Raw genomic sequence first — 22,272 nt, 5'->3', positions numbered from 1 at the left:
GCTTCCGAAAAGATCATTTCGGAAGCCACATGAGTCAATGATGCTGATTGCGAGAGGAACCTACTCTTCTGAATCTGCGAGACGCTTCACGGATGCTGCGATCTGCTTTTCAGCCTCTTCCGCATTGGTCCAGAAGTCCCCTGGCTGCACTTCCTTGTTCGGCTCGAGGGCCTTGTACTGTTCGAAGAAATGCTTGATCTCAGCCTTGTGGAATTCCGAGACGTCGTCGATGTCCTTGATGTCGTCGAAGCGAACGTCAGCGGGGACGCAGAGGACCTTGTCGTCGCCGCCAGCCTCATCGACCATGTGATACAGACCGACTGCGCGGCATTCCACGACGCAGCCTGGGAACACTGAGTCAGGAATCATAACCAATGCGTCAAGTGGATCCCCATCCTCGCCGAGCGTGCCATCGATATAGCCGTAGTCATCCGGATACCCCATGGATGTGAAGAGGGTACGATCCAGCTTGATGCGACCCGTCTCGTGATCGACTTCATACTTGTTGCGTGATCCGCGTGGGATTTCGACAACCACTTCAAATGTTGATGCCATGTCGTCTCCTTGTCTGACGTGCTATGTGACGTTTACCACCCTTGAGCGCAATGCTCTGACGCCACCACACTACCCTCTGCCCACGAAAGCGGTGACGTGGTCGTGGACGCGGTCCTTCATCCGGCGCTCAGCCTGGGCGTCGAACGGTCAGGATGTGCGCGACATCCGCCCATGGCGCGAGCGACACGAAATCATTGCCATTCCATGTGAATTCACGCCCGGTGAGCTCGTCATGGACTGTGAATTCGTGGCCTGGCTCGATGCCGAAGGTCGTGGGATCGCTGACAATGCTTGAGGAATGAGCATTGTGCCCGTCAAGGTTCACTACGACGATAACCGTGTCCCCGGTTCCATCGGATGTGAGCGAGCCGTCAATGTGGCGTGCAAAGGCAAGGACGCTAGGGTCTGACGACTCAAGAACACGCAAGTCGTGATAGCTCATGAGCGCAGGATGCATCCGACGGATCTGGTTGAGACGGGTGAGCAGTTCGCCGATGCCAAACCGCTCGGCGCGGCTCCAGTCGCGTATTGCGATCTCATATTTCTCGTTGTCGAGCTGTTCTTCGAACCCTGGGCGCTGCCGGTTCTCAATCAGCTCATATCCGTTATATATTCCCCAGCTGGGACTGCCGGTCGCAGCGATGACCGCGCGGATTGCATGGCCGGCAATGCCGTTGTCTCGTATGTAATCGGTGAGGATGTCAGGCGTCGTCGGCCAGAAAGTGTTGTGCTGATAGTATCCGGCATCTCCGTTGGTCTCCTGCAGATAGTCCTGCAGATCCTCCTTGCTGTTGCGCCATGGGAAGTAGCAGTGTGACTGCGTGAATCCCACATAGCTCAGTGCCCGCATCATCCCGGGACGGGTGAAGGCCTCTGCCAGGAAGAGAATCTCGGGGTTTTTCCTGGTGATGTTCGCAATCACATCCTGCCAGAACCTCACCGGCTTGGTATGTGGATTGTCGATTCGAAAGATCGTGACCCCAGCATCGATCCACAGTCTCAGTATGCGTTCGACTTCCTGTTCGATGCCGGGCATGTCCTCGTCGAAATCGATCGGGTAGATGTCCTGATATTTCTTGGGAGGGTTCTCTGCGAATGCGATCGAGCCATCGGGCCTGTGTCTGAACCATTCCGGATGGCTTCGCACCCATGGATGGTCCGGCGAGCATTGCAGGGCGAAGTCCAACGCGATTTCGAGCCCAAGTTCGTGTGCCTTGGACACAAAGGTCTTGAAATCTTCGATTGTTCCCAACTCCGGATTGACGGTGTCATGACCGCCTTCCGAGGAACCGATGCCGAAGGGCGAACCGGGGTCGTTGGGGCCGGCGACGAGGGAATTGTTGCGTCCCTTTCTGTTGGTGGTCCCTATCGGGAAGATGGGCGGAAGATAGACGATGTCGAAACCTTCGGCCTTGGCCCGTTCCAATCCGGATATCGATGTCAGGAAGGTGCCGGAGACGATCTCGTGGGTGCGGGGGTCGACGGTCGCACCTTCCGAGCGCGTGAAGAACTGATACCATGCTGCAAAGCTCGATGCTGGACGCTGCACCAGAATCCGCCTCTCGCGAGAGACGGAGAGATGGTCGCGCAGAGGGCATTGCCGGTGGAGTCTTGCGATGTCGGCGTCCGTCGCCGCAGTGAATCGTTCGGAGACATCCGCATTCACGTCGAGCACATGCTGCGCGGCCTGCGCAAGAATCCGCCGGTCCTTTGCCGACAGGCCCTTGCTGTCGATCAGCGCCCAGCGGGAAAGCAGGGCACCCCCCTCCTGCAGAGTATTCTCCACGTCATCGTTGACGCCGATCTTGATGCCTGCGTCGTGAAGCCATGACGCGTAGGAATCCTCCCATCCCTCGATCGATACGGTCCATATGCCCAACTGTCTGTGGATGGAAGGGAAGTCTGGGTCCCACGGGCGGAGGTCACTGTGGATGCCGGCCTTGAGGTTCACCTGCCAATGATCCAGCCCAGGATTGACGCATTTCATCGGAACCTGCATCATGACCTTGCCACGGGGGTTGCGCAGCACTGCCGTGGCGCCGACCTTGGCGCGCCCCTCGACGAAAATCTGCGCGGATACCTGGAATGCCTCGCCCAGCTCCACTCGAGCGGGGAATAGGTCGTCTTCGACGCTTGGTGTGGCGTTCATGATTACGATTCGTCCGAAGAGCGGACTTTCGGGGTTCTGGGCAACGGATGATTGGGGTGCGCTGCCATGCTTCGGCGAAGCTTTTGCCTTGGTTCTTGGGGATTTGGAGGCCTTGCCGGCTGCGGAGCCTCTTGATGCCTTGGAGGCCACCCTGGAAGCTGACTTGGATGCCGTTCTGTGCGATGTGCTTGCAGATGCCGACACGGATTTTGATGCGGAGGTGGATTGGGATATGCCACTGGATTCGGGAGTTGACGTCGATGAGGATGAAGGGGAGCTGGACCTGAGCTTGGAAGAGGGCTGAGCGACGGAGTCGGCACCGTTCCTTGTGCCTGCGCTCGCATGTGATGCTGTATGTGAAGCCATGCATCCATTGTATGTAGGAATTGGCCAAAGCCATGCATCCACATTCGACCACATCGATGATTTACATTGCGTATGACTATGGACAAGGGGGAGACTATTCATTGGTCAATGCAGGGCATGCCATGAGATACAGGCTCTGACATGTGGTTTCGAATCCTTTCCCAAGCTGCCATGGCAATTCATCATCAGTCGAACAGCTCGGGAGTTTTGCGAGCAACGTAGAGGAGGATTCGATATGCACCGTCAGAAAACGCATCGACATGGTCGATGGATATGCGTGACATTTGCCTTGCTCATGCTGATGACACTTGCATCAAGCATTCCTGCAAGGGCTTCGGGCAGTCTGAGCGATGTGGGCTCAGAATGGTATGTCGCCTATTCGTCGCATCTGGGAAACCGAAGGATCGGAGTGCTGGCTCAGAGTCAGGATGGCAGGAAGGTGTATTGCATGGAAAGCGGCGCCCCGTCAACGTTGGATTTCGAGAGTGCCCAGGCGATTGCCGACTCTGAGATGTCCAGATCGATTGCCTGGCTGATTCGGCGCTATCAGGATACCAAGAACCCGCTGATACATGCTGGCATCGGCATCCTCGTCCATGATGCCTACGATCTGAATAGGCAGAATTGGGAAAATGCGCAGCCAGAGATCAAGGTAAATAACGCAGACGCCTTTGTCGAGGCTGAAAGGCTGCTTCAGGAGGCCAGAAATCATGTGCCGATCAATGCGACGCTGAGGTCGCAGTACGAGGTGGGCAGACGCAGCGGCTATGTTGACGTGCTGGTAGGCGGTCCTGATGGAGTCAATGTGCCGGACGTCGAATTCACACTGAATCTGAGTGGACCGGCGGTCTTTTCCTCAGATGGGAAATCCACCTTCAGAGGGACGAGCGGATCGGATGCGCGGCGAATATATTGGACCGCGACAGGTACGGGGGATGTGAGCGTCTCGGTCGCCTATGACCATGGCACCGTCGAGCAGCTCGTAAGCAGCCAGGATTATGTTCGATTCGCGACGATGAAGGCAGCAGCAGGGCAGACTCTGAGCTTTCCGGTTCGAAAGGAATTCGCCCCACTCATCAGCACGGCAGTTGCCCGTCGAATCGTCAATGAGGGAGACCACGTGCTGGACACGGTCACATCGGATGTGGCCGCGGGGGATTCCTGGGAGGAAGGAGTAGAGGTCAACGCCCTTGGCTACTACTTCGATTCATTGGAGCACGCGGATTTGGGGAAGACCGTGCATCCGCATGACAATGAGAGCGCCTCCGGATACCTTGAACGTCTGAGGGGTCTGGGTCATGAGCCCTCTGGATACGCCAGCGCCATGTTCGACGCTCCCAAGCGCAGCGTGCAGGTAAGCGCTGTCAGCACAGCCAATGGAAACGAGCCGTACCTCGCTTCGGCGGATTCTGGATTTGGCACATGGGTCTGGGTGATCGACCACACGAAGCAGAAAGCGCTCACGCAGGAATACGTTGTCAAGGACGTGCTCAGCGATTTCCTTGAGATTCCAGAAACCCTATCCATTCGCAAGGTGCCGTCCGTCGATTCGAGCGTGACCGAGCATTCTGCGACGGTAGGCTCCGAACTAAGCGACGTGATCGTGGTGACCGGATTGCCTGGAGATGCCGGTTCTTTCAAGGGCAATGCGGAATACGGCTTTCAGGCGGACGATTCGGTCGCAGAGGTGAAGGTCTTCTGGTCAGGCAGCGGCGATGGCAGTGACGACACGCCATACAAGCCCGCTGCGAACGAGTCGCCGGAAGAGGATCGGCACCACAGATTGGTGGGTGCATGGAGATATGCAGCGGCGAATCGCACGATCAAGGTAGGTGGCGGCGCTCCTGACATGTCCGGCAAGCCCGTGAACATAATCGCCGAGACACCGGGATACTACGTGTTCGTCTATTCGTTCGCCGGGGATGCCCGGGCAGCTCCCGTGCGGAGTGCATACGACGATGCATGGGAATGCGTCAGGGTGCAGGGCTTCGTTGAGTCACGGCCCGAATCCGCTTCGATCCAGACGCATGCGGAGCCTGCCACGGTCGAGCTCGGCGAAAGCTCATACGACTCCGCGACGATTTCCGGAGCGGTTCCCGAAGGTTCGTACATAACCTTCAGTGCGTTCTCTACCGATTCACAGAATGACACGCTGAACGTGGAAGACCCGATTCTCGATGAGCTGAGGGTGGATCTGACCGCCGATGTGGCAGAGCAGACCGTACGAAGCGATAGCGTCGTTGCAGGCCATGTCGGACTGCTGCAATGGAAGGCGACCCTATGGTCCTCCGAAGGAGAGATCCTTGATTCGCATGAGCTGGGACTGCCAGAGGAAACCACGAAAATCATCGCACATGCAAATCCAGGAAAGTCCAGCAAAAGCACCAATGAGACGGTCGATGAGGCTCGATCCAGCCAAGCGGATGAACTGGCCAGGACGGGTACGACAGCCATTCCGGCATTGGCAATCCCCGCGTCGATCGCGCTGTTGAGTGGAATGCTCATGATGTCAATCCCACGCGCTCAGAGAGGAAAGTGGCGGGCAGGCGCGTTAAATCCCAGAAATCAGCGCAATCTCGCGTATCCTGATGAACGGTGAACCGCTTATGCAGATCCGATGTCTGCATGGAAGGCGTGGCTTCGGTTTCAAGAGGCAAGATTGCGGACAGGGTGAATGGTTTCGGTGCAGGGGAATGCGTGTGAGATCCATGATCGATGCTGGCATGTGCATTGATTGCATGGATTGCATGGATTGTGATTGCAGCGACTGTCATGCAGGGCTTCTGGACTGCGCCTTATAGTCGGTGGCCATAGAGGAAAGGGGAAGATCATGGGATTTCTTGGTTGGATCGTTCTGGGTCTGATTGCTGGGGCGATTGCGAAGGCGATTCTCGGTGACAAGGCCGCAGGAGGTTGGATTGGCTCCTTGATTGTCGGCATCATCGGTGCTGCGGTAGGTGGCTGGATTGGAAGTGCGGTATTTCATGTCGGGCTCCAGAACTTCTGGAGCCTGCAGACCTGGATCATCGCAATCCTTGGTTCGGTCCTCGTGCTCTTCATATACGGAGCGTTGAGCGGCAGAAGGTGATTCACGCGCTCGCGGGCCCGCAGACCTGTGAGCTGCGTCCGCATTTCGATGCCTCGGTTCCCACACCAGTGAGACCCGAGGCATCGGTGTATGTATGTCGGCGTTCATTCGTGAATCTACGCAGGCGAGAGCTGCGATGCATGTGCCACCCATCGAAGCCATGTCTTGAGATTGGGGGGGGTGAGCGCAAGCGCGGTGAGAGACGCACGTCGTTGTCTGATGGACCCTCAGTGAGCGTCTGAGGGAGCGACTTCGTCCTTCTGCACCCAGCTGGGGAAACGACTGTCCATGGAAATGAGCTCATTGACCGTGACGAATTGATAGCCCTGCGACTTGAGAGCGTCGATGATCCCAGGAAGCACGTGGACGTCCTGAGTGCGGTTGCCGCCGCCATCGTGCATCAGCACGATCGCTCCTGAATATGCATTGCTCAGGACCTGTTGTCTGATTGCGTCCTCGCCGGGCTGTTTCCAATCCTGCGTGTCAATCGTCCATAACACGTTCGAGCCCACGATGTCGGAAGTCTGCAGCCAGGTCTTTTCGTTGAATGAGCCATAAGGAGCACGCAGCATGCGGGTCGTGCTGCCGGAGGCTTTCCTGAGGGCGTCGAATCCCGAAGTGAGTTCCTTCCGCAGCTCATCGTGGTTGAGAGTCGTCAAATCGGGATGCGAGTCGCTGTGGCTCACCACCTGATTGCCATCGGATATCATCTGTCTCTCGACCTGTGGCATGGCCACGGACTGATCGCCGATGTCCATGAAGGTGGCCTTGGCGCCCTTGCCTTTCAGAATCTGAAGGATCTGGGAGCTGTATTCGCTTGGCCCATCGTCAAAGGTCAATGCGATGACCTTCTTGCCTGCCGGAGGTTTGGGGTTGATCGAGTCGATCTCAAGATTCCTGGGCTGTCTGATGACTCTCTTGTCGACGGACTCGTGCGAAATGCTTCCGACCCAATACTCCATCTCGCCATCGCTGCCCTGCTGCGAGACGAACTGCACGGCTCCTCCGAGCTTCATCGATGCGGAATAGGGGATTGTCCTCTCTTTGACGGCATGACCTTCGGTCCTGTTACCACCATCGCTGACGGTCACCACATCATCGCTTGCGAGGCGCGTCGACTTCGATTCGGCGGACGACAGCGGTGAGCCATTGCATGTTATCCGAACTGCTTGCCCTCCCTCGGCCTTGAGATGCTTGCCACTTATCGACAGCAGTGCCCCCGGTCTCTTTCCAAAGTAATGGTGGCCTTCCAGAATCGAGGACAGAGAATCGCGTCCCGTCACATGCAAAGTCTCGTTATTGATGGAAACGGTGAATTGTCGGAAATTATTCCACCAATACCAAGTGCCACCAACTGCCGAGGCTATGAGACAGACAAACAGAAGAAGAACCGCAGCCATGAAAGCGTGCCGATTGCCTTGATGCCCAGCAACACCGGCCTGTCGGCCCGTCTCGTCATCCGACATCGATCTTGGTCGCTCCTGCGCGGCTCCAGCCTTGCGCGGTGCTGGATGCGTCGAGGCGGGCTGTGGCGGACGTGGAGGTCGAAGGGATGCAGTCACCCTTGAGGGTTCGCCATGTTCGGTGCTTCCCTGTGAGGCCTGTGCCTCGGGCATCTTTGGGCTGTTCGCGTCCGGGGTTGGATCGCCGCCGTCCTTGTTCCATTTCAGTCTGCCCACAACCATTCCCCCAATCGCTGGCCGCATCCCATTGTAAGGTTCGATTCCGTCCGGAGCGCGACGCGATATGCAAATGATTTGTGTCTGTATGCACTTGGGTTGCGAACTGGATTGATCCGATGCAGGCAATCCAACGGTGTTTTATACAACGGTGTTGTCTACAACGGTGCCGTCTACAACGGTGCCGTCTGAAACGTTGCCCCCTGAAAGGTTGCCGCAGAGTCCTATGGCATCAGGAACGATGTCGCATGGATCCGAAGCAAATATGTGTTCAAATCATCGAAGTTTCAGAAAAGTCGTGTATTCGCCTGTCGGAATCGTTAGAGTTTCCTTGACACATTGGAAGCGAAAGAGGATTGGGAATACCTGTGGACAGAGTCGTGGTCGTCGCCGCTGCGCGCACTCCATTCGGAAAGTACAAGGGCGCACTGGAACGGTATTCTGCGGCAGAACTGGCGCAGAAGGCGCTCTCCGCCGCCGTGAAGAGATCGGGTGTGCCATCGGATCGGATCGGCGGGTTGTATCTTGGCGTCGCAGTTGCGGCTGGATTGGGGCCAAACGTCGCCCGGACGGTCGCAGTTGCTGCGGGCATGCCAATCGAGTCGCATGCCGTCACCGTCAATGAGGTGTGCGGATCAAGCCTTAAGGCACTGCGCATGGCACAGTTGAGTCTCGTGGCAGGAGACGCCGACGTGCTTGCGGTTGGTGGTGTCGAAAGCATGACGCGTGCGCCGCGGATCATTCCCTATGCGGCTGGTGCAGGCAGCTCCGGTACGGATGATTCAGATGGCCCCCACGATTTGCGGGATTCGGCAAGGCCCATCAAGGCAATATTCAATGATGGCCTCATTGACAGCTCTTCCGGTTCGATAATGGGCTTGACCGCGGAAAACATTGCCGATAGATACGCGGTTTCACGTGAAACGCAGGACGCGTTCGCATACGAATCGCATCAGAAGGCATTGAGGGCGCTTTCGAGGCATCATTTTGACGACGAGATCATCCCCTTGGCAGGTCTGGACCATGATGAGACCATTCGTCCTGATACTTCACTCGAAAGACTTGCAGCGCTTCCCCCTGTCTATCGTGAGCATGGCAGCGTCACCGCTGGCAATGCGGCGCCGTTAAGCGATGGTGCCGCAATGCTTATCATCACAACCGAAAGCAAGGCAGAGTCGCTCGGCGTGAAACCCCTGGGGTATCTCGGCGGCTACGCCGAGATCGGATATGACCCAGCCTACATGGGCTTTGCGCCTACGATGGCGATGACCAATCTCTTTCAACGTTATGGAACGGACGTGGAGGACTATGACCTGTATGAGATCACCGAAGCCTTCGCGGCACAGGTCATTGCCGTTCGTGACTCGCTGCATATAGACGGCGATCGGCTCAACGTCAATGGCGGGTCGTTGGCTCTTGGACACCCTCTCGGTGCGAGCGGGGCGCGGCTGGTCATGGCTTTGCTGAACAATCTCAGATCGTGCAATGCCCACACCGGAGTCGCCTCGCTGTGCATCGGCGGTGGGCAAGGCATCGCGATGGAAGTGTCACGGGAGGAGGACTAGACCAATGACAGCTCAGCAGCCAGCGTTGAACGTGCCAAGGAAGATCTATCAGATGAGCGTAGATGAGCGTTTGCGATATCTGGTCGATCAGGGCTCGCTTTCGAAGGAATCGGCCGACGCATATCGCGCAAGCATCGTTGACGATGCGGCTGCGAGGATGTCAGAGAACGTGATAGGTGAATTGGTCTCCCCGCTCGCAGTGGTGACGGATCTGCTGGTCAATGGGGAGCATTGCCTGGTGCCGATGACCACAGAGGAGCCGTCGGTCGTGGCCGCGGCGAATCATGGGGCGAGAATGGCCACAGGAGGGTTCGCTGCAGCAAGTCATAGGGACGGCATCTATGGCCAGATACTGCTTGATTCGAACGATCGCTTCGATTGGCGACGGCTCACGGCGCATGTTCCAGAACTCATTCGACTTGTCGCCAGACAATTTGCCAGTCTTTCGATGCGTGGCGGCGGCCTGACGAACATCGACATGCACGAGGACGGCTTGACCTGCGAGTTGCTGGTCAAGGTCGGCACGGCGGAGGCGATGGGTGCCAACATCGTCAATTCGATTCTTGAATGCATGGTCCACGATATCGAGAGCGTCTTCCCCCAATTGAATGCGGTCATGGCGATCGTAAGCAACTATCCCAGCCAGCTGGTCGATGTCGAGACCAGAGTGCCTTTCGCGCAGCTGGGAAAGGACAGGGAGAGGAACGCCCTGATCGCCCACAACATCGCGCGCATGGCAGATTTTGCCGAACGAAGTCCATATCGCGCGGTGACCAACAACAAGGGCATCATGAATGGGGTTGATGCGGTCGTCGCCGCCTGCGGCAACGATACGCGTGCGGTCGAGGCGGCATGTCATCAGCTTGCCGCCTTGTCAGGCCGGTATATGCCGCTTTCGCATTGGAGCGTGGACGATGATGCCCAGCATCTTGTAGGTACGATGCGACTGGCGCTTCCGATTGGCGCAGTCGGTGGTGCCATCGCATCCCGTTCTGCAATCATGCGCAACATGGAACTCATGGGCAGCCCGAATGTGAAGCGCCTTGGTGAAATCATCGCGGCAACGGGGCTTGCCAACAATCTGGCAGCGTTGCATGCATTGGCTGGGGAAGGCATCCAGCATGGCCACATGAGGCTGCAGGCAGCGCAAACTGCCATCGCAGTGGGTGCGACTGCGGACGAGACGCCGCAGCTAGTGTCCCGAATGGTGGCTGCCTCCGAGTATTCGGAGAGCTGGGCTGCCGAGCAGCTTGCAGACATGAGGGATGGAAGATAGGTGGGATTGGATATGGACAGAGTGACGAGCCGATCGGACGATGCTGAGGAACGCCGAGATATCAAGGATTCCACAGGTGAGGGGGAAATGGCAATCGGGATTGACCGCATCGGCATGTTCGTTCCCGATCAATATCTCGATTTGACGGATCTGGCAACGGCCCGGGGCGTCGAACCGTCGAAGTTCACCGTGGGGATCGGGCAGTCGAGGATGAGCGTGCCCCGCCAGTGCGATGACATTGTGAGCATGGGTGCGAACGCCATCGCGGACATCCTTCCTGAGATTGACGTCGATCGTTTGGGATTGATGGTCGTCGGAACTGAAAGTGGCATCGATCAGTCGAAGTCCAGCTCGCTCTTCATCAAACATCTGCTGGGATTGCCGAACAGAATCGAGAGTTTTGAGATAAAGGAGGCGTGCTTCGGAGGCACTGCCGGACTGTTCGTCGCATATCACTATGTTGCGGCCCATCCGGATCGGACCGTTCTCGTCGTCGCGAGCGATGTCGCCCGGTATGGATTGGGGACCTCTGGCGAGGTGACTCAGGGAGCTGGTGCCGTGGCGATGCTCGTGAGCGCGAATCCTGGAATCATTGCGCTTGATGATGACTCCGAGGATTACAGCGAGGACATCAACGATTTTTGGCGGCCGAATGGCAGGACCGAGGCTCTCGTCGATGGAAAGTACTCCATGCGGGTGTATCTTGATTTCTTTCGGCATGCATTCGACGCATACTGCGATCGCCGCTCGTTGGGTCTGGATGATTTCGGCGCGCTGCTGTTTCATCTGCCATTCACCAAGATGGGCGTCAAGGCGCTGCGCGTCGCGCTCGAACAGGCAGATGACCGAAATCGGGAACGGTTGGAGGGCAACTTCGCGATGAGCGCCCGATATTCCCGTGAGGTTGGGAATCTATATGCTGGCTCGCTCTATCTGAGTCTGCTGAGCTGGTTGGAGAATCCACGTGGCGATGATGGCGATGTTGGCGATGATGGCGTACGGGCGCTTGCCGGGCAACGTATCGGCCTGTTCAGCTATGGTTCCGGCGCCATGGGAAAGTTCTTCACAGGGCGGGTTCAGCCGGGGTATCAGAGGCATCTTCGCGTTCAGGCCCATGCACGGATGCTGAACGATCGTCGACGCATCGACGTCGCCGAATATGAGCGTCTGTTTGCAGCATATTATGGGACCGGCGATTTCGAAACCCAGATTCCTTCGTCGGGTTTCTATTTTTCTGGCGTTCGGCATTCGATTCGCCAGTATTCCCTGGCAGATCGGTCAGAGGGCTGATGTGGATAAGCCGTTGATACTAAGGCATTGATGTGAATATGCCATGATGTGAAGCAATTGATGTGAAGCAGTCAGTCTATAGACATGCTCTGTCTATAGACATAATCTATCTATAGATATAACATGTCTAAGGAAATGATGTTCGTCATATGAGTTGGGATTGACATGAAGATAAGAAATAGCATGGATCAGAGCGTCTGCGTGCTGCTGATGCTGGCGATGGAGCGTGATCATAGGCCGGTGAAGAGCCATGTCCTCAGCACGATTCTAGGAGTTTCGGATGCCTATCTGCGCAAGGTCATGCGAAGGCTGGTCAATTCCGGACTTGTCAGATCCGATGCGAGCAAGGACGGTGGATATACCCTTTCGAGGCCAATTGACCAGATCAGCATGCTTGACGTGTTCAATGCCGTCGAAGGTCCGCAGCCATTCTTTGAACTCTCGCACCTTGCTCGGAGAATCTTCGTAAAGGGACGAATGGTGCTCAGAAGCGAGAACGAGGTCCTGCAGGTCATCTCCGACGCTGAGGACGACTTTCGCGCACATCTCAAAGGCTACCCGCTTTCCAAGGCGTTGGAAGGCATCCAATACCACAATGGAGTCATGCGGTGGGAATCGAAGATGGGGCACATGGCCGATGCGGATGATGCTGCCTCAGAGAAAGACCTGCCTGGCGAACGGCAGATCGGCTTCGACACGGATGCAGACGACGGCGAGGAAGAAAGCCCGGCGGGCTTTGGGAATGAGGGGGAAGTGGAATGCTGAAGGCAGAGTGGAAGTCACTGTTGTCGAATAAGTTCATGATCGTCGTGCTGGTTGCCCTGGCGTTGGTCCCAGGACTCTATCAGCTCATCTTTCTCAACTCGATGTGGGATGTCTATGGACGTGTGAGCGATTTGCCGGTTGCCGTCGTGAACAATGACAAGGCTGTGGATTTCTCCGGAAAGTCATTGCACCTGGGAACGACGGTGAGTGACGGTCTCAAGAAAACGAAGTCCATGGACTATCACTTTGTCAATGCCAGGCAAGCCTCGGCGGGCATCAAGGATGGAAGTTACTATCTGGTTCTTACCTTCCCTTCGAATTTCTCCAGGAACGCCACAAGCCTGCTGACGAGCAAGCCAAAGACACTGCAATTGCGATATCAGACCTCGCAGGGACGGAGCTACACCGCTTCGAAACTGTCTGCAAGCGCGGTGAACGCTTTGAAAGACAAGGTGTCGAAGCAGATAACCCAGCTGTATGTGACACAGATCCTGCAGCGGTTTGCAACGACTGGCAGCGCCCTTGGCACGGCCTCGAATGGTGCCGCCACCTTGCAGACGGGGAGTGCGAAAATCGCCTCCGGCAGCTCTCTCATCGCTCAGAACCTCGTGAAGCTTTCCGATGGGGCATTGCAATTCTCGGATGGGACGCAGCAGCTTTCTGTGGGAGCGAAGCAGTATGTGGATGCGGTGACCAAGGTGAACGCAGGCGCACAGAAGCTCGATTCTGGCGCGAGCAAGCTGGCATCGGCGGGTGGAAGCCTTTCTCAGGGAACCACGAAGCTTGCGGCGGGAGCGAACAGCCTGAGCGAAGGCACGGATGCATATGCGTCCGGTGTGAACGCCATTGCAACGGGGGCGCAGAAGCTTGCGGCAAGCGGCAGGAAGCTGAGTCAGGGTGCCGGGCAATTGAGCGGATCTGCGGCGAGTGGCGCAGCCACGCTCAATTCCGGCGCTGAAGGTCTGACTTCCGCAGTCAGTTCTCTCGATGCCGCGCTTGCACAGACATCGCAGCAGCAAAGTGACATTGCGGCTTTGGCGAGTGCCTTGCCCAGCACGAATTCGGCGGTCAGCGACCTGAACAAGGCTGTCCAGCAACTTCCCGATGACACGAGTATGACGACCTTGGAGAAAAGCAATGCCAGTGACCTGGAGCAGCTGCGGAATGTCTCGGGGCAGATCGAGCGACTGCAAGGTGACGCTTCAAGCCAGACAGGCAGCGACGCAGAGAATTCGGCTCTGCTGCGGTCATTGGTCGTGGAGCTTCAGACAGTCACGGACAGCATGGCTGAGAACCAGACCGAGATGACGAAGCTCGAGCAGTCGAGCCAGAGCGTTGCCGCGCTGAAGCAGCGGTCGCAGGCGGTCGCCGACACTTCCCAGAAGGTGCTTCCTTCGGCGGCTACGGCGTTGAACGGTGCAGAGAGTGGGCTTCAGTCTGCACGATCAGCCTTGGATGCCAAGATCGTCCCTGGATCGGTCGCATTGCAAAGCGGGGTGAAGAGCTATACCGAAGGAGTCGATGGTGGCATTGCCCAGCTCGGTACGGGTGTGGAAAGCTATGTGTCCGGAGTGGATCGGCTGAATGCAGGTGCCCAGAAGCTGTCTCAGAATTCGGGGACGCTCGCTCTTGGAGCCGAGGGACTTGCTGGCGGGCTCAATGCCTTGAATTCCAAGGTTCCGCAACTGACGGGCGGGCTTGCCTCATTGCAGTCCGGAACGTCGACCTTGGCCGGGGGATTGCAGACGCTGAGCAGCAAGGGGTCCACATTGACCGCTGCGACGAGCAAGCTGGATGCCGCTTCGACCACGATTGCCGAGGGGTCGGGGAAGCTTGCCGCCGCCCAAAGGAAGGTCAGCAGTGGAGCCGGAAAGGTCAGCAGCGGTCTGGGAACTCTGTCCGGCAAGCTTGCTAAGGGGTCCACGGCGATTTCCAAGGTAAACGCCAAGTCGAATGCTGCGAAGGCCGTTTCGGCGCCGGTCTCGGCAAAGAGGACGGACCATGACAGCGTTGCGAACAACGGAACGGGAATGGCCCCCTACATGATTTCCGTCGCCCTGTATGTGGGCACGCTGGCCATCAATATGATGTACGATGCGACGCTGGCGAAGAAGAAGCCAAGCAGCGGAATCGCTTGGTGGGCGAGCAAGATGTCCGTACTGGGATTGGTCGCCGTCGTCCAGGCGTTTCTCGTTGACTTTGTGGTCGTCAGGATGCTCGGTCTGCAACCGCTGAATCACCTGCAATTCCTGGGGGTGCTGCTGCTGATCTCTGCGATGAACATGTCATTCGTCACCTTCTTCAACGTGCTGCTTGGAAAAGTCGGTGCATTCCTGATGATGATATTCCTTATGGTCCAGCTGGGGGCATCTGCCGGAACGTATCCGATCGAGCTCTCGGGAGGCTTCTATCAGGCTATACATCCTTGGATTCCGATGACGTATGCGATCGATGCGCTGAGGGAATCGATCTCGATAGGCGGGTCGCTGTCCATGCCGGTGCTTGTGCTGAGTCTGATACTCGTGGCTTGCAACGTGCTGATGATCCTCGTCTTCGCACGCCGCAAGGGCATGAGCAGCGTTGGATTCGAACGGCAGCAGGAACTGAATTCGAGCGACGGATCCCGAAGGGGCCGCAATGGCGAACGAGGTCCGAGTCGGAAAGGAGCTGTGCCGACGCCTTCGGTCGCGCCAGCCGATGCATGACGGCATGATAGCAAGCGTTCGGGGCTTGTCAGCCAAGGATGCCAGGGATATTCGCCACCGATGCGGTTCTTGGAGCCTGAGGCCATACTGATATGGGAGCCATGCACGTGCGAAGGATTTGACAACGCCGATGGCAGGGTGCAATGATTACTACTGATAACTATTATCAATAGTAGAAAGTTCAATATGTCCAAGGTGTTGCTGTGCACAGGTCTGGAATATGCAACCCAGCTTATGGGGGTCTGCGCCATGGATTGGCGGGGGACGAGAGCAGGTCGGACGGCGCTTCCCGGAAACGATTGCAATGACGGGACTTGCACTGCCGAAGGGCTGGACGACGCTCTGATAGTCGCATACACGGTTCGCATGGATGACCGGAATCGGCTGTCGGTCCGAAGGAGCGTCGCAGGCTGCTGTGACATGATGCTTGGAAGCAATGTGCGCATCGAAGCCGTGCCGCTGGATGATTGCTGCCTGAGCTGCACGATTAAGCATGACCTGCAGGCGCTGCTCTCGAGCCTCCCACAGGATGCCATGGCCCCGAACATAGCCGTCATATTGCCCAAAGGGGTGCAGGCAGCACCGACCGCTGAATATCTTCGTGAGATGCAACTCGTTCACGATGCGTTCCAGCATGACGGACCTCGCATCCATGTTCAGTCCATCGTCGCCATGCTTGATTCGTCCACTGCGAAGGCGCGGATATTCGACGATTCGCCATTCATGCAGTGCGAGGGGGCCGATCTCGGCGATGAGTCGGATGCAGCAGGCAGCGGCGATTACGATGAACGCTGCGTTGGGGGAGCGCTGGCCGAGGTGATAGCCGATGCGAATCACGTCGTTCTGCTTCCAGACGTGAAGTCACAGGGCGATGTCGATGAACTGACGGGTCTTGTCGAGGCGCTGGGATCCGAAGGGTGCAGGGTGCATTTCGATGTCGAGAGACTCACGATCGATGATCTTGACGCTGGGACGCGAGCGGATTCGCCATGTGCCCGTTCCGAAGGTTCTCAGGATCGATCCGATGAAGGAGTCTCCGAACGCTTGGATGGGGATGCCGGCGTGCCATCGGACGAACGGCATGGCATGGGGAAGTCTCCTCAAACGCCACTGACGGCTGAAATCGCTTGGGCGTCCCTTGGACAGGATTCATTGGGCCTGAGCATCCGTTCCCATTCTCCGGTGCATCCAAGTCGACTCTCGGATCTGCTTGCGGATAAAAGCGTTCCCATGCATATCCATGGCCATTTTGCGGTGCCCAACAAACCATTTTCGGCTTTCGTCTGGGAAGGTGACCCAGACGGTTCGATCATCGAGACCGTCGACCACGCCATGGTCGACGAATCGCAGTATCAGACCGAGATCCTTGTCGTTGCACGAATCTCGGAAGGCAGTCAGAGCGTCGCCGCGCAGGAGTTCGTGGACCGATTCCAGAATCTGCTGGTGACGCACGAGGAATCGCAACGCCCATTGATGAGCTGGATGGAGCAGAGCGACACCTTCACTCGGTGGGCATCGATGGACTGAGATGGATCCATGCGATGTATGGATGTGAGACGCTGAATCCGTATGCTTCGGAGCGGCTTGCTTTCTCGGCAAAGGCTGGATTCAGACGGTGACCCCGAAGATATGGCCGATCACCCAGGCGAACAGCATGGTTGACAGACCCATGATCACATTGCGCAGTATCGCCGTTCGCCGCTTGGTTCCCACGATTTGAGCGGAGACGAATCCGGTGAGCAGCAGGGCGAATGCAACGGCTGCGACGATGAGCATGACCCTTATGGTGAACGTCGCGGGAATCTGTGAGATAAGCAGGGGGATCAATCCTCCGCTGAGAAACGCGAAGAACGAGGAAATGCCTGCGTGCCAGGGATTGGTGAGCTCGTTGGGATCGATGTTCAATTCCTCGAGAGCGTGCGCGCGCAACGCATCGTGGTGCATTGCCTCGTATGCGGCCTTGTATGCGGTCGGGTGCGTCATTCCCTTGGTCTCATAGATCTGGGTCAGCTCGTCGAGTTCCTCGTCGGGAAGGTTGATGAGTTCCCATCGTTCCTTCTCCAATATGGACTTCTCGGTATCTCGTTGGGCGCTTACGGACACATATTCGCCGCCAGCCATCGAGAATGCCCCGGCAGAGATTGCAGCGACCCCCGCAATCAGCAGGGCATGGGGATTGTTGTCTGCTCCCGCGACGCCGAGGATCGTTCCAGCGACGGAAACTATGCCGTCATTCGCTCCTAGCACAGCGGCGCGGAGACTGTTCAACGCCTTCGATGATTCGTTGGACTTATTGTGTATCTCCCCTGGATGGGGAGTGATGGCCTCTCGGATGGCGGGTGTCTGCTCGATGCCGAGCCATCCACCCTGGATTCTCGTGGGAATCGCCGATCCGGACGCGTCGGTCCGGCTGTCTGGGAGCGAACGCTCGTGCTCGGTGCCCTTGGCCGGCCTGGTCGTCGACTTTCCTGTGATGGCTGATGACGCGCCTTTGGCGAGCTGACCGGATTTCGGCTGTGAAGCACAGTTATTCGTCATTCAAGTTCTCCCTTTCGGCTGGTTCCCATCTGACCGCGAAGTCAACTGTACCAATCCTAGAAGGATAGTCCTGTCGACTATGTGAAGTGTCGACCTGATGGTGGAATGCTCCACGATTATGCGAACCGCCGAATGAACAAGTTGCGATAATGAGAATCATTAGTTATAGTATCTCGCATGGGTAAAACATGTCAGGTATTGGGAACGCACGCCAGCTTCGGCAACTCGGTTTCGCACTCGCACAGAAAGACGCGGAGGCGTTTTCGACCGAATCTGCAGCGCAAGCGCTATTGGGTGCCGTCTCTTAACAGATTCATCGTGCTTCAAGTGAGTGCGAAAGGCATCAAAACCATCGACAGGCGAGGGATCGAGGCTGTCGTCGCCGGTCTGCGGGCTCGAGGCGAGCTCGGATAAGCGCGAATGGGACGCATGCCAGATGTGAAGCATGAACAGACTCGATCAGAATAGAAAGGACCGACGTGGCATCCAAATCAAATGTGAACCGTCCGATAATAACTCTCCGATCCACAGAAGGTACCGGTTCCACATACACGACTCGGAAAAACCGCAGAAATACCCCTGATCGACTTGAACTGATGAAGTTCGATCCAGTGCTGAGGCGCAGGGTCAAGTTCCGCGAAACACGCTGAGGTGCTTCAGGCGCCTGCGGACGGCATGGCCAGGCAAGAAAGAATAGGGAACATGGCAAAAACAAGCAAGATAATGAAGCAGCGCAAGCGCGAGGACATCGTGGAACGCTTTGCCGAGCGTCGACTGCAATACAAGAAGGACAGCGTCAATCCGCATCTCAGCCAGGAGGAACGCAACGCTGCGATGAACAGGCTGCAGGCCCTGCCTCGCGATGCGAGTCCTACTCGTCTGCGCAACCGAGATTCGACGGACGGCCGTCCACGCGGGTACCTTCGCAAGTTTGGCCTCTCACGCATAACGATGCGCGAGCTCGCCCATCGCGGCGAACTGCCGGGAGTGACCAAATCCAGTTGGTGACTGCGCGATCAGTCAGGACGCACTCGGCATTGGTCGCAGGCCGTGTCCGTTCTTGACTGCCATCAATGCGATGAACCAAAGATACTGTGAGAAAGAGGAAGCATGAAGCAAGGCATTCATCCAACATATGACTACGTGATATTCCATGATCGATCAGCCGGCACGATGATGCTGACGCGCTCGACTCTGGCCGCGAAGGCTGATTCGCTGCCAAGGATGAGGTGGGAGGACGGCAAGGAGTATCCAGTGGTCAACGTCGATGTCTCGTCGAGCAGCCATCCCTTCTATACCGGCAAGAACGTGGTGCTGGACACGGCAGGGCAGGTGCAGAAATTCAACAGGCGCTATCAGCGCACTTCAGAATAGACGGCAGCCAGCAGACGTGTCGGTCAGCGATGCTGACCGGATGATCGTTCCTGCCCGTCCGCCTGGGCGGCAGGCCCTTCCGGTCGCAGAGGCATTCGATGGCAGGCAGAAAAGGAAGAATCATGAAGGTAAAGTCTTCGATTCGTTCGCTTGCGCGCAGACCGGGATCGACGGTGGTGCGCAGACGCGGACATGTGTATGTGATAAACAAGAAAAATCCGAAATTCAAGGCGAGGCAAGGCTGATGGCATTACCAAAATACAAGACTTCGCGCGCAAACACGCATTCACGCCGAGCGCAGTGGAAGGCACAGGGCGCACAGCTGGTTTCAGTCCGCACCCCAGAAGGCGATGAAGTGCAGGTCCCGCAGCATCTTGCCGCGGCTGTGCGAAAGGGATATCTCACCCTCTAGGACTTCGTAAGACTCATGTGTGCCACGAAGCAGTGTCAGCAGCGGTTTCGCGCTCCCGAAGGACCTTCTTCGGTTCTGTCTCATGCTTCGCCCGCAGAGCGGCAATGGTCGGATTAGCCGGCCATTGCCGCTCTGTCGTATCGGGATTCGCCCATGGCATCAATCGATGTGTTCCTCAGCTGAAATCGTCGATGATGATGGTAACTTGGAAGCCGGTCGGAGTCTTGCGGGATGCGTGGCTCATGCATTCGTGGGCGACGCGGGGGATTGCCGGTTGCGTTGGTTATGTTGCAAGGGGTTGCGGATGACGCATGGCATATGACACATGACACATGGGAAGGGCCGTCTGCGCGGTGCCGGAATGGAATGGGGAATGATTTGGGGATTGCTTGGGAGTCTGTCTCAAAACGATATGACGATGGAACGGTCGCGGTAGACAACGTCTCCTTGGTCGCCGAGGAGCATAGGACCCTCGCCCTTGTCGGGTCTTCCGGCTCTGGGAAGACCACCCTGCTGCAGATGGTGAACCGCATGGTCACCCCCAATGCCGGCAGAGTGGTGATTCACGGCAAGGACAATCACGGCATGAATCCGGTCGCCTTGCGCCGATCCATCGGCTATGTATTGCAGAATGGCGGATTGCTGCCGAACAGAACGGTGCTTGACAACATCGCGACTGTTCCTATGCTTCTGGGGATGAAACGCAAGGAAGCGCGGGCCCATGCTCTGGAAGTCCTCGATGAAGTGCGTCTCGAAGAGAGCATCAAGGACCGCTATCCGTCCGAACTTTCCGGTGGCCAGCAGCAGAGAGTCGGCGTTGCCAGGGCGCTTGCCGCCAATCCAGACATTCTGCTGATGGACGAGCCGTTCACTGCAGTGGATCCGATCGTACGACGTGGCCTGCAGGACGAGCTGCTCAGGCTGCAGTCGGAGATAGGCAAGACTATAGTCTTCGTCACCCATGACATTGACGAAGCCTTCTATCTTGGCGACCATGTCGCCTTGATGCGCCCAGGTGGGACGCTTGCACAGTTTGGCACAGCCAGGGAACTGATAGACCAGCCAGCGGATTCCTTCGTCGAGACATTCATCAGTGCGGGATGCCTCAGAAGCGAGCTGCGATGAACTGGCTGACTCAAAACACATCGCAGATCATGGATTATGCGTTGCAGCACATCGTATTGAGTGCATTGCCGATAATCATTGGCACTCTCATCGCCGTTCCTCTGGCAAGACTGGCAAATGGAGCCAGGCTGACGCGCGTCAGCCTCTACGTCGCGTCCAGCGTGCTGTATGCCATCCCATCCCTGCCGCTGCTCATCTTTCTTCCGGCATTGCTGGGAACGCGGATACTGGATCCGATCAACATCGAAGTCGCATTGACGATCTATGCGGTTGCAATCATGCTCACATCGGCTTCTCATGCCTTCCTGTCGATAGATTCGAATGCGATGCATGCGGCTGATGCAATGGGGTTCGGTGTCTGGAAGAAGTTCTTCCAGGTCGAGCTTCCTCTGGCGGGCACTCAGCTGCTGGCCGGCATTCGAGTGGTTTCCGTAAGCACGATAAGCCTCGTCACCGTAGGTTCCCTCATAGGGGTGAATTCGCTCGGCTTCTTCTTTCTGGAAGGGTATCAGCGTGACTTTCCGTTCGAAATATGGGTTGGCATCGTAGGAACCGCCTTGATCGCGCTGATCTTCGACCAGATTCTGGCTGTTTCGGGCCGTCTTCTCATGCCATGGAACCGTCACGGTCCGGCAGGAAGGGGGTCGGTCGCATGAATGTATTCTCACAGACGCTGCGCTGGCTGGGCGAGGCTTCGAATTGGGATGGGCAAGGTGGCATTGCGCTGAGACTGATGCAGCACCTGGAATATTCCCTGGCAACGCTTGCCATCACGTGTCTCATTGCGATTCCCCTGGCTTGCTACATCGGCCATTACGGCAAGGCATTGTCCGTGATTTCGGTCGTGAATGCGATGCGTGCGCTTCCGACCCTGGGGATGCTCAGCGCGCTTGCATTGATTTTTGGCCTCGGGATATCGGCTCCGATGATCGTGATGGTGATGTTTGCGATTCCTCCGGTGCTGGCTGCGACGTATTCAGGAATCGCAAACGTGAGTCAGACTACGACGCACGCGATGCGCGCCATAGGATTCAACGAATGGCAGATTCTATGGAATGTCGAGCTGCCGACCGCGTTCCCTCCGATTCTGGGAGGCGTACGCTCGGCATTCACTCAGATCATTGCCACATGGACCGTTGCCGCGTTCCTGCCAGTTGGCGGACTCGGACGTTTCCTGATCGATGGACTTGCAGTTCGAGACTATCCACAGATGCTTGGCGCGTCCTTTCTGGTCATCGGGCTATCGATCGCGGTCGATGTCGTCATGCTGACCTTGCAGAGCGTGATTGCCCGGCATTCGCGATACTCGCAGATCGCTCAGCGTGCATAGTCGCGTTTCAAGAGGAGCTGAGAGAAACCGTATGGAAGAGATGAAAAGACAAGAG

The 22,272-nt window shown here is 57.0% G+C and carries 22 protein-coding genes; 18 read left to right on the top strand and 4 right to left on the bottom strand.

Translation table 11 applies throughout. The annotated features are described in order from the left end of the window. Window positions 1–60 precede the first annotated feature (60 nt). Window positions 61–555, bottom strand: coding sequence for an inorganic diphosphatase (locus QN062_RS04800; protein WP_369342449.1), 495 nt, complete (start codon window positions 553–555; stop codon window positions 61–63). A 127-nt stretch (window positions 556–682) separates the two neighbouring features. Further along, window positions 683–2,704 (bottom strand): maltotransferase domain-containing protein, encoded by a 2,022-nt coding sequence (locus tag QN062_RS04795; RefSeq protein ID WP_369342448.1) that lies wholly within the window; start codon window positions 2,702–2,704, stop codon window positions 683–685. On the opposite strand from QN062_RS04795, the gene QN062_RS04790 reads away from it, so the two are divergent. From QN062_RS04790 to QN062_RS04780, 3 genes are all read left to right on the top strand, one after another. After that, window positions 2,703–3,008, top strand: coding sequence for a hypothetical protein (locus tag QN062_RS04790; RefSeq protein WP_369342447.1), 306 nt, complete (start codon window positions 2,703–2,705; stop codon window positions 3,006–3,008). The two genes, QN062_RS04795 and QN062_RS04790, sit on opposite strands and share 2 nt — an antisense overlap. Window positions 3,009–3,347: 339 nt before the next feature. Further along, window positions 3,348–5,669 carry a hypothetical protein gene (locus tag QN062_RS04785; RefSeq protein ID WP_369342446.1) on the top strand — a complete coding sequence of 774 codons (2,322 nt, stop codon included), beginning with the start codon at window positions 3,348–3,350 and terminating at the stop codon, window positions 5,667–5,669. A 231-nt stretch (window positions 5,670–5,900) separates the two neighbouring features. Then, complete coding sequence (locus QN062_RS04780; RefSeq protein WP_369342445.1) at window positions 5,901–6,158, top strand: GlsB/YeaQ/YmgE family stress response membrane protein; 258 nt, start codon at window positions 5,901–5,903, stop codon at window positions 6,156–6,158. A 227-nt stretch (window positions 6,159–6,385) separates the two neighbouring features. On the opposite strand, the gene QN062_RS04775 is transcribed toward QN062_RS04780, so the two are convergent. After that, entirely contained in the window at window positions 6,386–7,837 is a 1,452-nt protein-coding gene (locus QN062_RS04775; protein WP_369342444.1) for a polysaccharide deacetylase family protein, read from the bottom strand. A gap of 368 nt (window positions 7,838–8,205) precedes the next feature. Between QN062_RS04775 and QN062_RS04770 the strand changes: the two genes are divergently transcribed. From QN062_RS04770 to QN062_RS04745, 6 genes are all read left to right on the top strand, one after another. Beyond that, a complete protein-coding gene (locus tag QN062_RS04770) occupies window positions 8,206–9,402 on the top strand; it encodes a thiolase family protein (RefSeq protein WP_369342443.1) in 1,197 nt (398 codons plus the stop codon). Between the two features lie 4 nt (window positions 9,403–9,406). Then, the gene (locus tag QN062_RS04765) at window positions 9,407–10,678 is read left to right on the top strand and encodes a hypothetical protein (protein ID WP_369342442.1); all 1,272 of its coding nucleotides are present in this window, start codon (window positions 9,407–9,409) and stop codon (window positions 10,676–10,678) included. Beyond that, window positions 10,679–11,968, top strand: a complete 1,290-nt coding sequence (locus QN062_RS04760) for a hydroxymethylglutaryl-CoA synthase (protein ID WP_369342441.1) — start codon at window positions 10,679–10,681, stop codon at window positions 11,966–11,968. Window positions 11,969–12,151: 183 nt separating this feature from the next. Beyond that, window positions 12,152–12,733: an Rrf2 family transcriptional regulator gene (locus QN062_RS04755; protein WP_369342440.1), complete on the top strand. Its 582-nt coding sequence runs from the start codon at window positions 12,152–12,154 to the stop codon at window positions 12,731–12,733. Continuing rightward, window positions 12,727–15,438 carry a YhgE/Pip family protein gene (locus tag QN062_RS04750; RefSeq protein WP_369342439.1) on the top strand — a complete coding sequence of 904 codons (2,712 nt, stop codon included), beginning with the start codon at window positions 12,727–12,729 and terminating at the stop codon, window positions 15,436–15,438. The genes QN062_RS04755 and QN062_RS04750 overlap by 7 nt, the downstream gene beginning before the upstream one ends. Before the next feature lie 186 nt (window positions 15,439–15,624). After that, the gene (locus QN062_RS04745) at window positions 15,625–16,965 is read left to right on the top strand and encodes a hypothetical protein (RefSeq protein WP_369342438.1); all 1,341 of its coding nucleotides are present in this window, start codon (window positions 15,625–15,627) and stop codon (window positions 16,963–16,965) included. 81 nt (window positions 16,966–17,046) lie between these two features. Here the strand turns inward: QN062_RS04745 and QN062_RS04740 are convergent, their stop codons facing one another. Continuing rightward, complete coding sequence (locus QN062_RS04740; protein WP_369342437.1) at window positions 17,047–17,976, bottom strand: VIT1/CCC1 transporter family protein; 930 nt, start codon at window positions 17,974–17,976, stop codon at window positions 17,047–17,049. 177 nt (window positions 17,977–18,153) lie between these two features. Here QN062_RS04740 and rpmB point away from each other — a divergent pair, with 177 nt between their 5' ends. The 9 genes from rpmB (at window position 18,154) to QN062_RS04695 (ending at window position 22,217) form a co-directional block, all read left to right on the top strand. Further along, a complete protein-coding gene (rpmB, locus tag QN062_RS04735) occupies window positions 18,154–18,390 on the top strand; it encodes a 50S ribosomal protein L28 (RefSeq protein WP_369342436.1) in 237 nt (78 codons plus the stop codon). A gap of 65 nt (window positions 18,391–18,455) precedes the next feature. After that, window positions 18,456–18,626, top strand: coding sequence for a 50S ribosomal protein L33 (gene rpmG, locus QN062_RS04730; RefSeq protein WP_369342435.1), 171 nt, complete (start codon window positions 18,456–18,458; stop codon window positions 18,624–18,626). Window positions 18,627–18,678: 52 nt separating this feature from the next. Continuing rightward, window positions 18,679–18,984, top strand: coding sequence for a 30S ribosomal protein S14 (rpsN, locus tag QN062_RS04725; protein WP_369342434.1), 306 nt, complete (start codon window positions 18,679–18,681; stop codon window positions 18,982–18,984). A 102-nt stretch (window positions 18,985–19,086) separates the two neighbouring features. Continuing rightward, a complete protein-coding gene (locus QN062_RS04720) occupies window positions 19,087–19,350 on the top strand; it encodes a type B 50S ribosomal protein L31 (RefSeq protein WP_369342433.1) in 264 nt (87 codons plus the stop codon). Window positions 19,351–19,472: 122 nt separating this feature from the next. Further along, window positions 19,473–19,595 (top strand): type B 50S ribosomal protein L36, encoded by a 123-nt coding sequence (gene ykgO / locus QN062_RS04715; protein WP_094692493.1) that lies wholly within the window; start codon window positions 19,473–19,475, stop codon window positions 19,593–19,595. Then, window positions 19,595–19,762 carry a 50S ribosomal protein L32 gene (gene rpmF / locus QN062_RS04710; protein WP_369342432.1) on the top strand — a complete coding sequence of 56 codons (168 nt, stop codon included), beginning with the start codon at window positions 19,595–19,597 and terminating at the stop codon, window positions 19,760–19,762. The genes ykgO and rpmF overlap by 1 nt, the downstream gene beginning before the upstream one ends. A 378-nt stretch (window positions 19,763–20,140) precedes the next feature. After that, window positions 20,141–20,887 carry an ABC transporter ATP-binding protein gene (locus QN062_RS04705; RefSeq protein WP_369342431.1) on the top strand — a complete coding sequence of 249 codons (747 nt, stop codon included), beginning with the start codon at window positions 20,141–20,143 and terminating at the stop codon, window positions 20,885–20,887. After that, the gene (locus tag QN062_RS04700) at window positions 20,863–21,543 is read left to right on the top strand and encodes an ABC transporter permease (RefSeq protein ID WP_369342430.1); all 681 of its coding nucleotides are present in this window, start codon (window positions 20,863–20,865) and stop codon (window positions 21,541–21,543) included. The genes QN062_RS04705 and QN062_RS04700 overlap by 25 nt, the downstream gene beginning before the upstream one ends. After that, window positions 21,540–22,217 (top strand): ABC transporter permease, encoded by a 678-nt coding sequence (locus QN062_RS04695; RefSeq protein ID WP_369342429.1) that lies wholly within the window; start codon window positions 21,540–21,542, stop codon window positions 22,215–22,217. Before QN062_RS04700 ends, QN062_RS04695 begins: the two co-directional genes overlap by 4 nt. Window positions 22,218–22,272 lie beyond the last annotated feature (55 nt).

The organism is Bifidobacterium sp. WK012_4_13 (genome assembly GCF_041080835.1).
Taxonomy (GTDB): Bacteria; Actinomycetota; Actinomycetes; order Actinomycetales; family Bifidobacteriaceae; genus Bombiscardovia; species Bombiscardovia fermentum.
This window is presented reverse-complemented; position numbering and strand designations above follow the sequence as displayed.

Coding starts and splice junctions, on each gene's coding strand:
- QN062_RS04800 (WP_369342449.1), bottom strand. CDS start 555: ATGGCATCAACATTTGAAGTGGTTGTCGAAATCCCACGCGGATCACGC.
- QN062_RS04790 (WP_369342447.1), top strand. CDS start 2,703: ATGATTACGATTCGTCCGAAGAGCGGACTTTCGGGGTTCTGGGCAACG.
- QN062_RS04795 (WP_369342448.1), bottom strand. CDS start 2,704: ATGAACGCCACACCAAGCGTCGAAGACGACCTATTCCCCGCTCGAGTG.
- QN062_RS04780 (WP_369342445.1), top strand. CDS start 5,901: ATGGGATTTCTTGGTTGGATCGTTCTGGGTCTGATTGCTGGGGCGATT.
- QN062_RS04765 (WP_369342442.1), top strand. CDS start 9,407: ATGACAGCTCAGCAGCCAGCGTTGAACGTGCCAAGGAAGATCTATCAG.
- QN062_RS04755 (WP_369342440.1), top strand. CDS start 12,152: ATGGATCAGAGCGTCTGCGTGCTGCTGATGCTGGCGATGGAGCGTGAT.
- QN062_RS04750 (WP_369342439.1), top strand. CDS start 12,727: ATGCTGAAGGCAGAGTGGAAGTCACTGTTGTCGAATAAGTTCATGATC.
- QN062_RS04745 (WP_369342438.1), top strand. CDS start 15,625: ATGTCCAAGGTGTTGCTGTGCACAGGTCTGGAATATGCAACCCAGCTT.
- QN062_RS04740 (WP_369342437.1), bottom strand. CDS start 17,976: ATGACGAATAACTGTGCTTCACAGCCGAAATCCGGTCAGCTCGCCAAA.
- rpmB (WP_369342436.1), top strand. CDS start 18,154: ATGGGTAAAACATGTCAGGTATTGGGAACGCACGCCAGCTTCGGCAAC.
- rpsN (WP_369342434.1), top strand. CDS start 18,679: ATGGCAAAAACAAGCAAGATAATGAAGCAGCGCAAGCGCGAGGACATC.
- QN062_RS04720 (WP_369342433.1), top strand. CDS start 19,087: ATGAAGCAAGGCATTCATCCAACATATGACTACGTGATATTCCATGAT.
- ykgO (WP_094692493.1), top strand. CDS start 19,473: ATGAAGGTAAAGTCTTCGATTCGTTCGCTTGCGCGCAGACCGGGATCG.
- rpmF (WP_369342432.1), top strand. CDS start 19,595: ATGGCATTACCAAAATACAAGACTTCGCGCGCAAACACGCATTCACGC.
- QN062_RS04700 (WP_369342430.1), top strand. CDS start 20,863: ATGCCTCAGAAGCGAGCTGCGATGAACTGGCTGACTCAAAACACATCG.
- QN062_RS04695 (WP_369342429.1), top strand. CDS start 21,540: ATGAATGTATTCTCACAGACGCTGCGCTGGCTGGGCGAGGCTTCGAAT.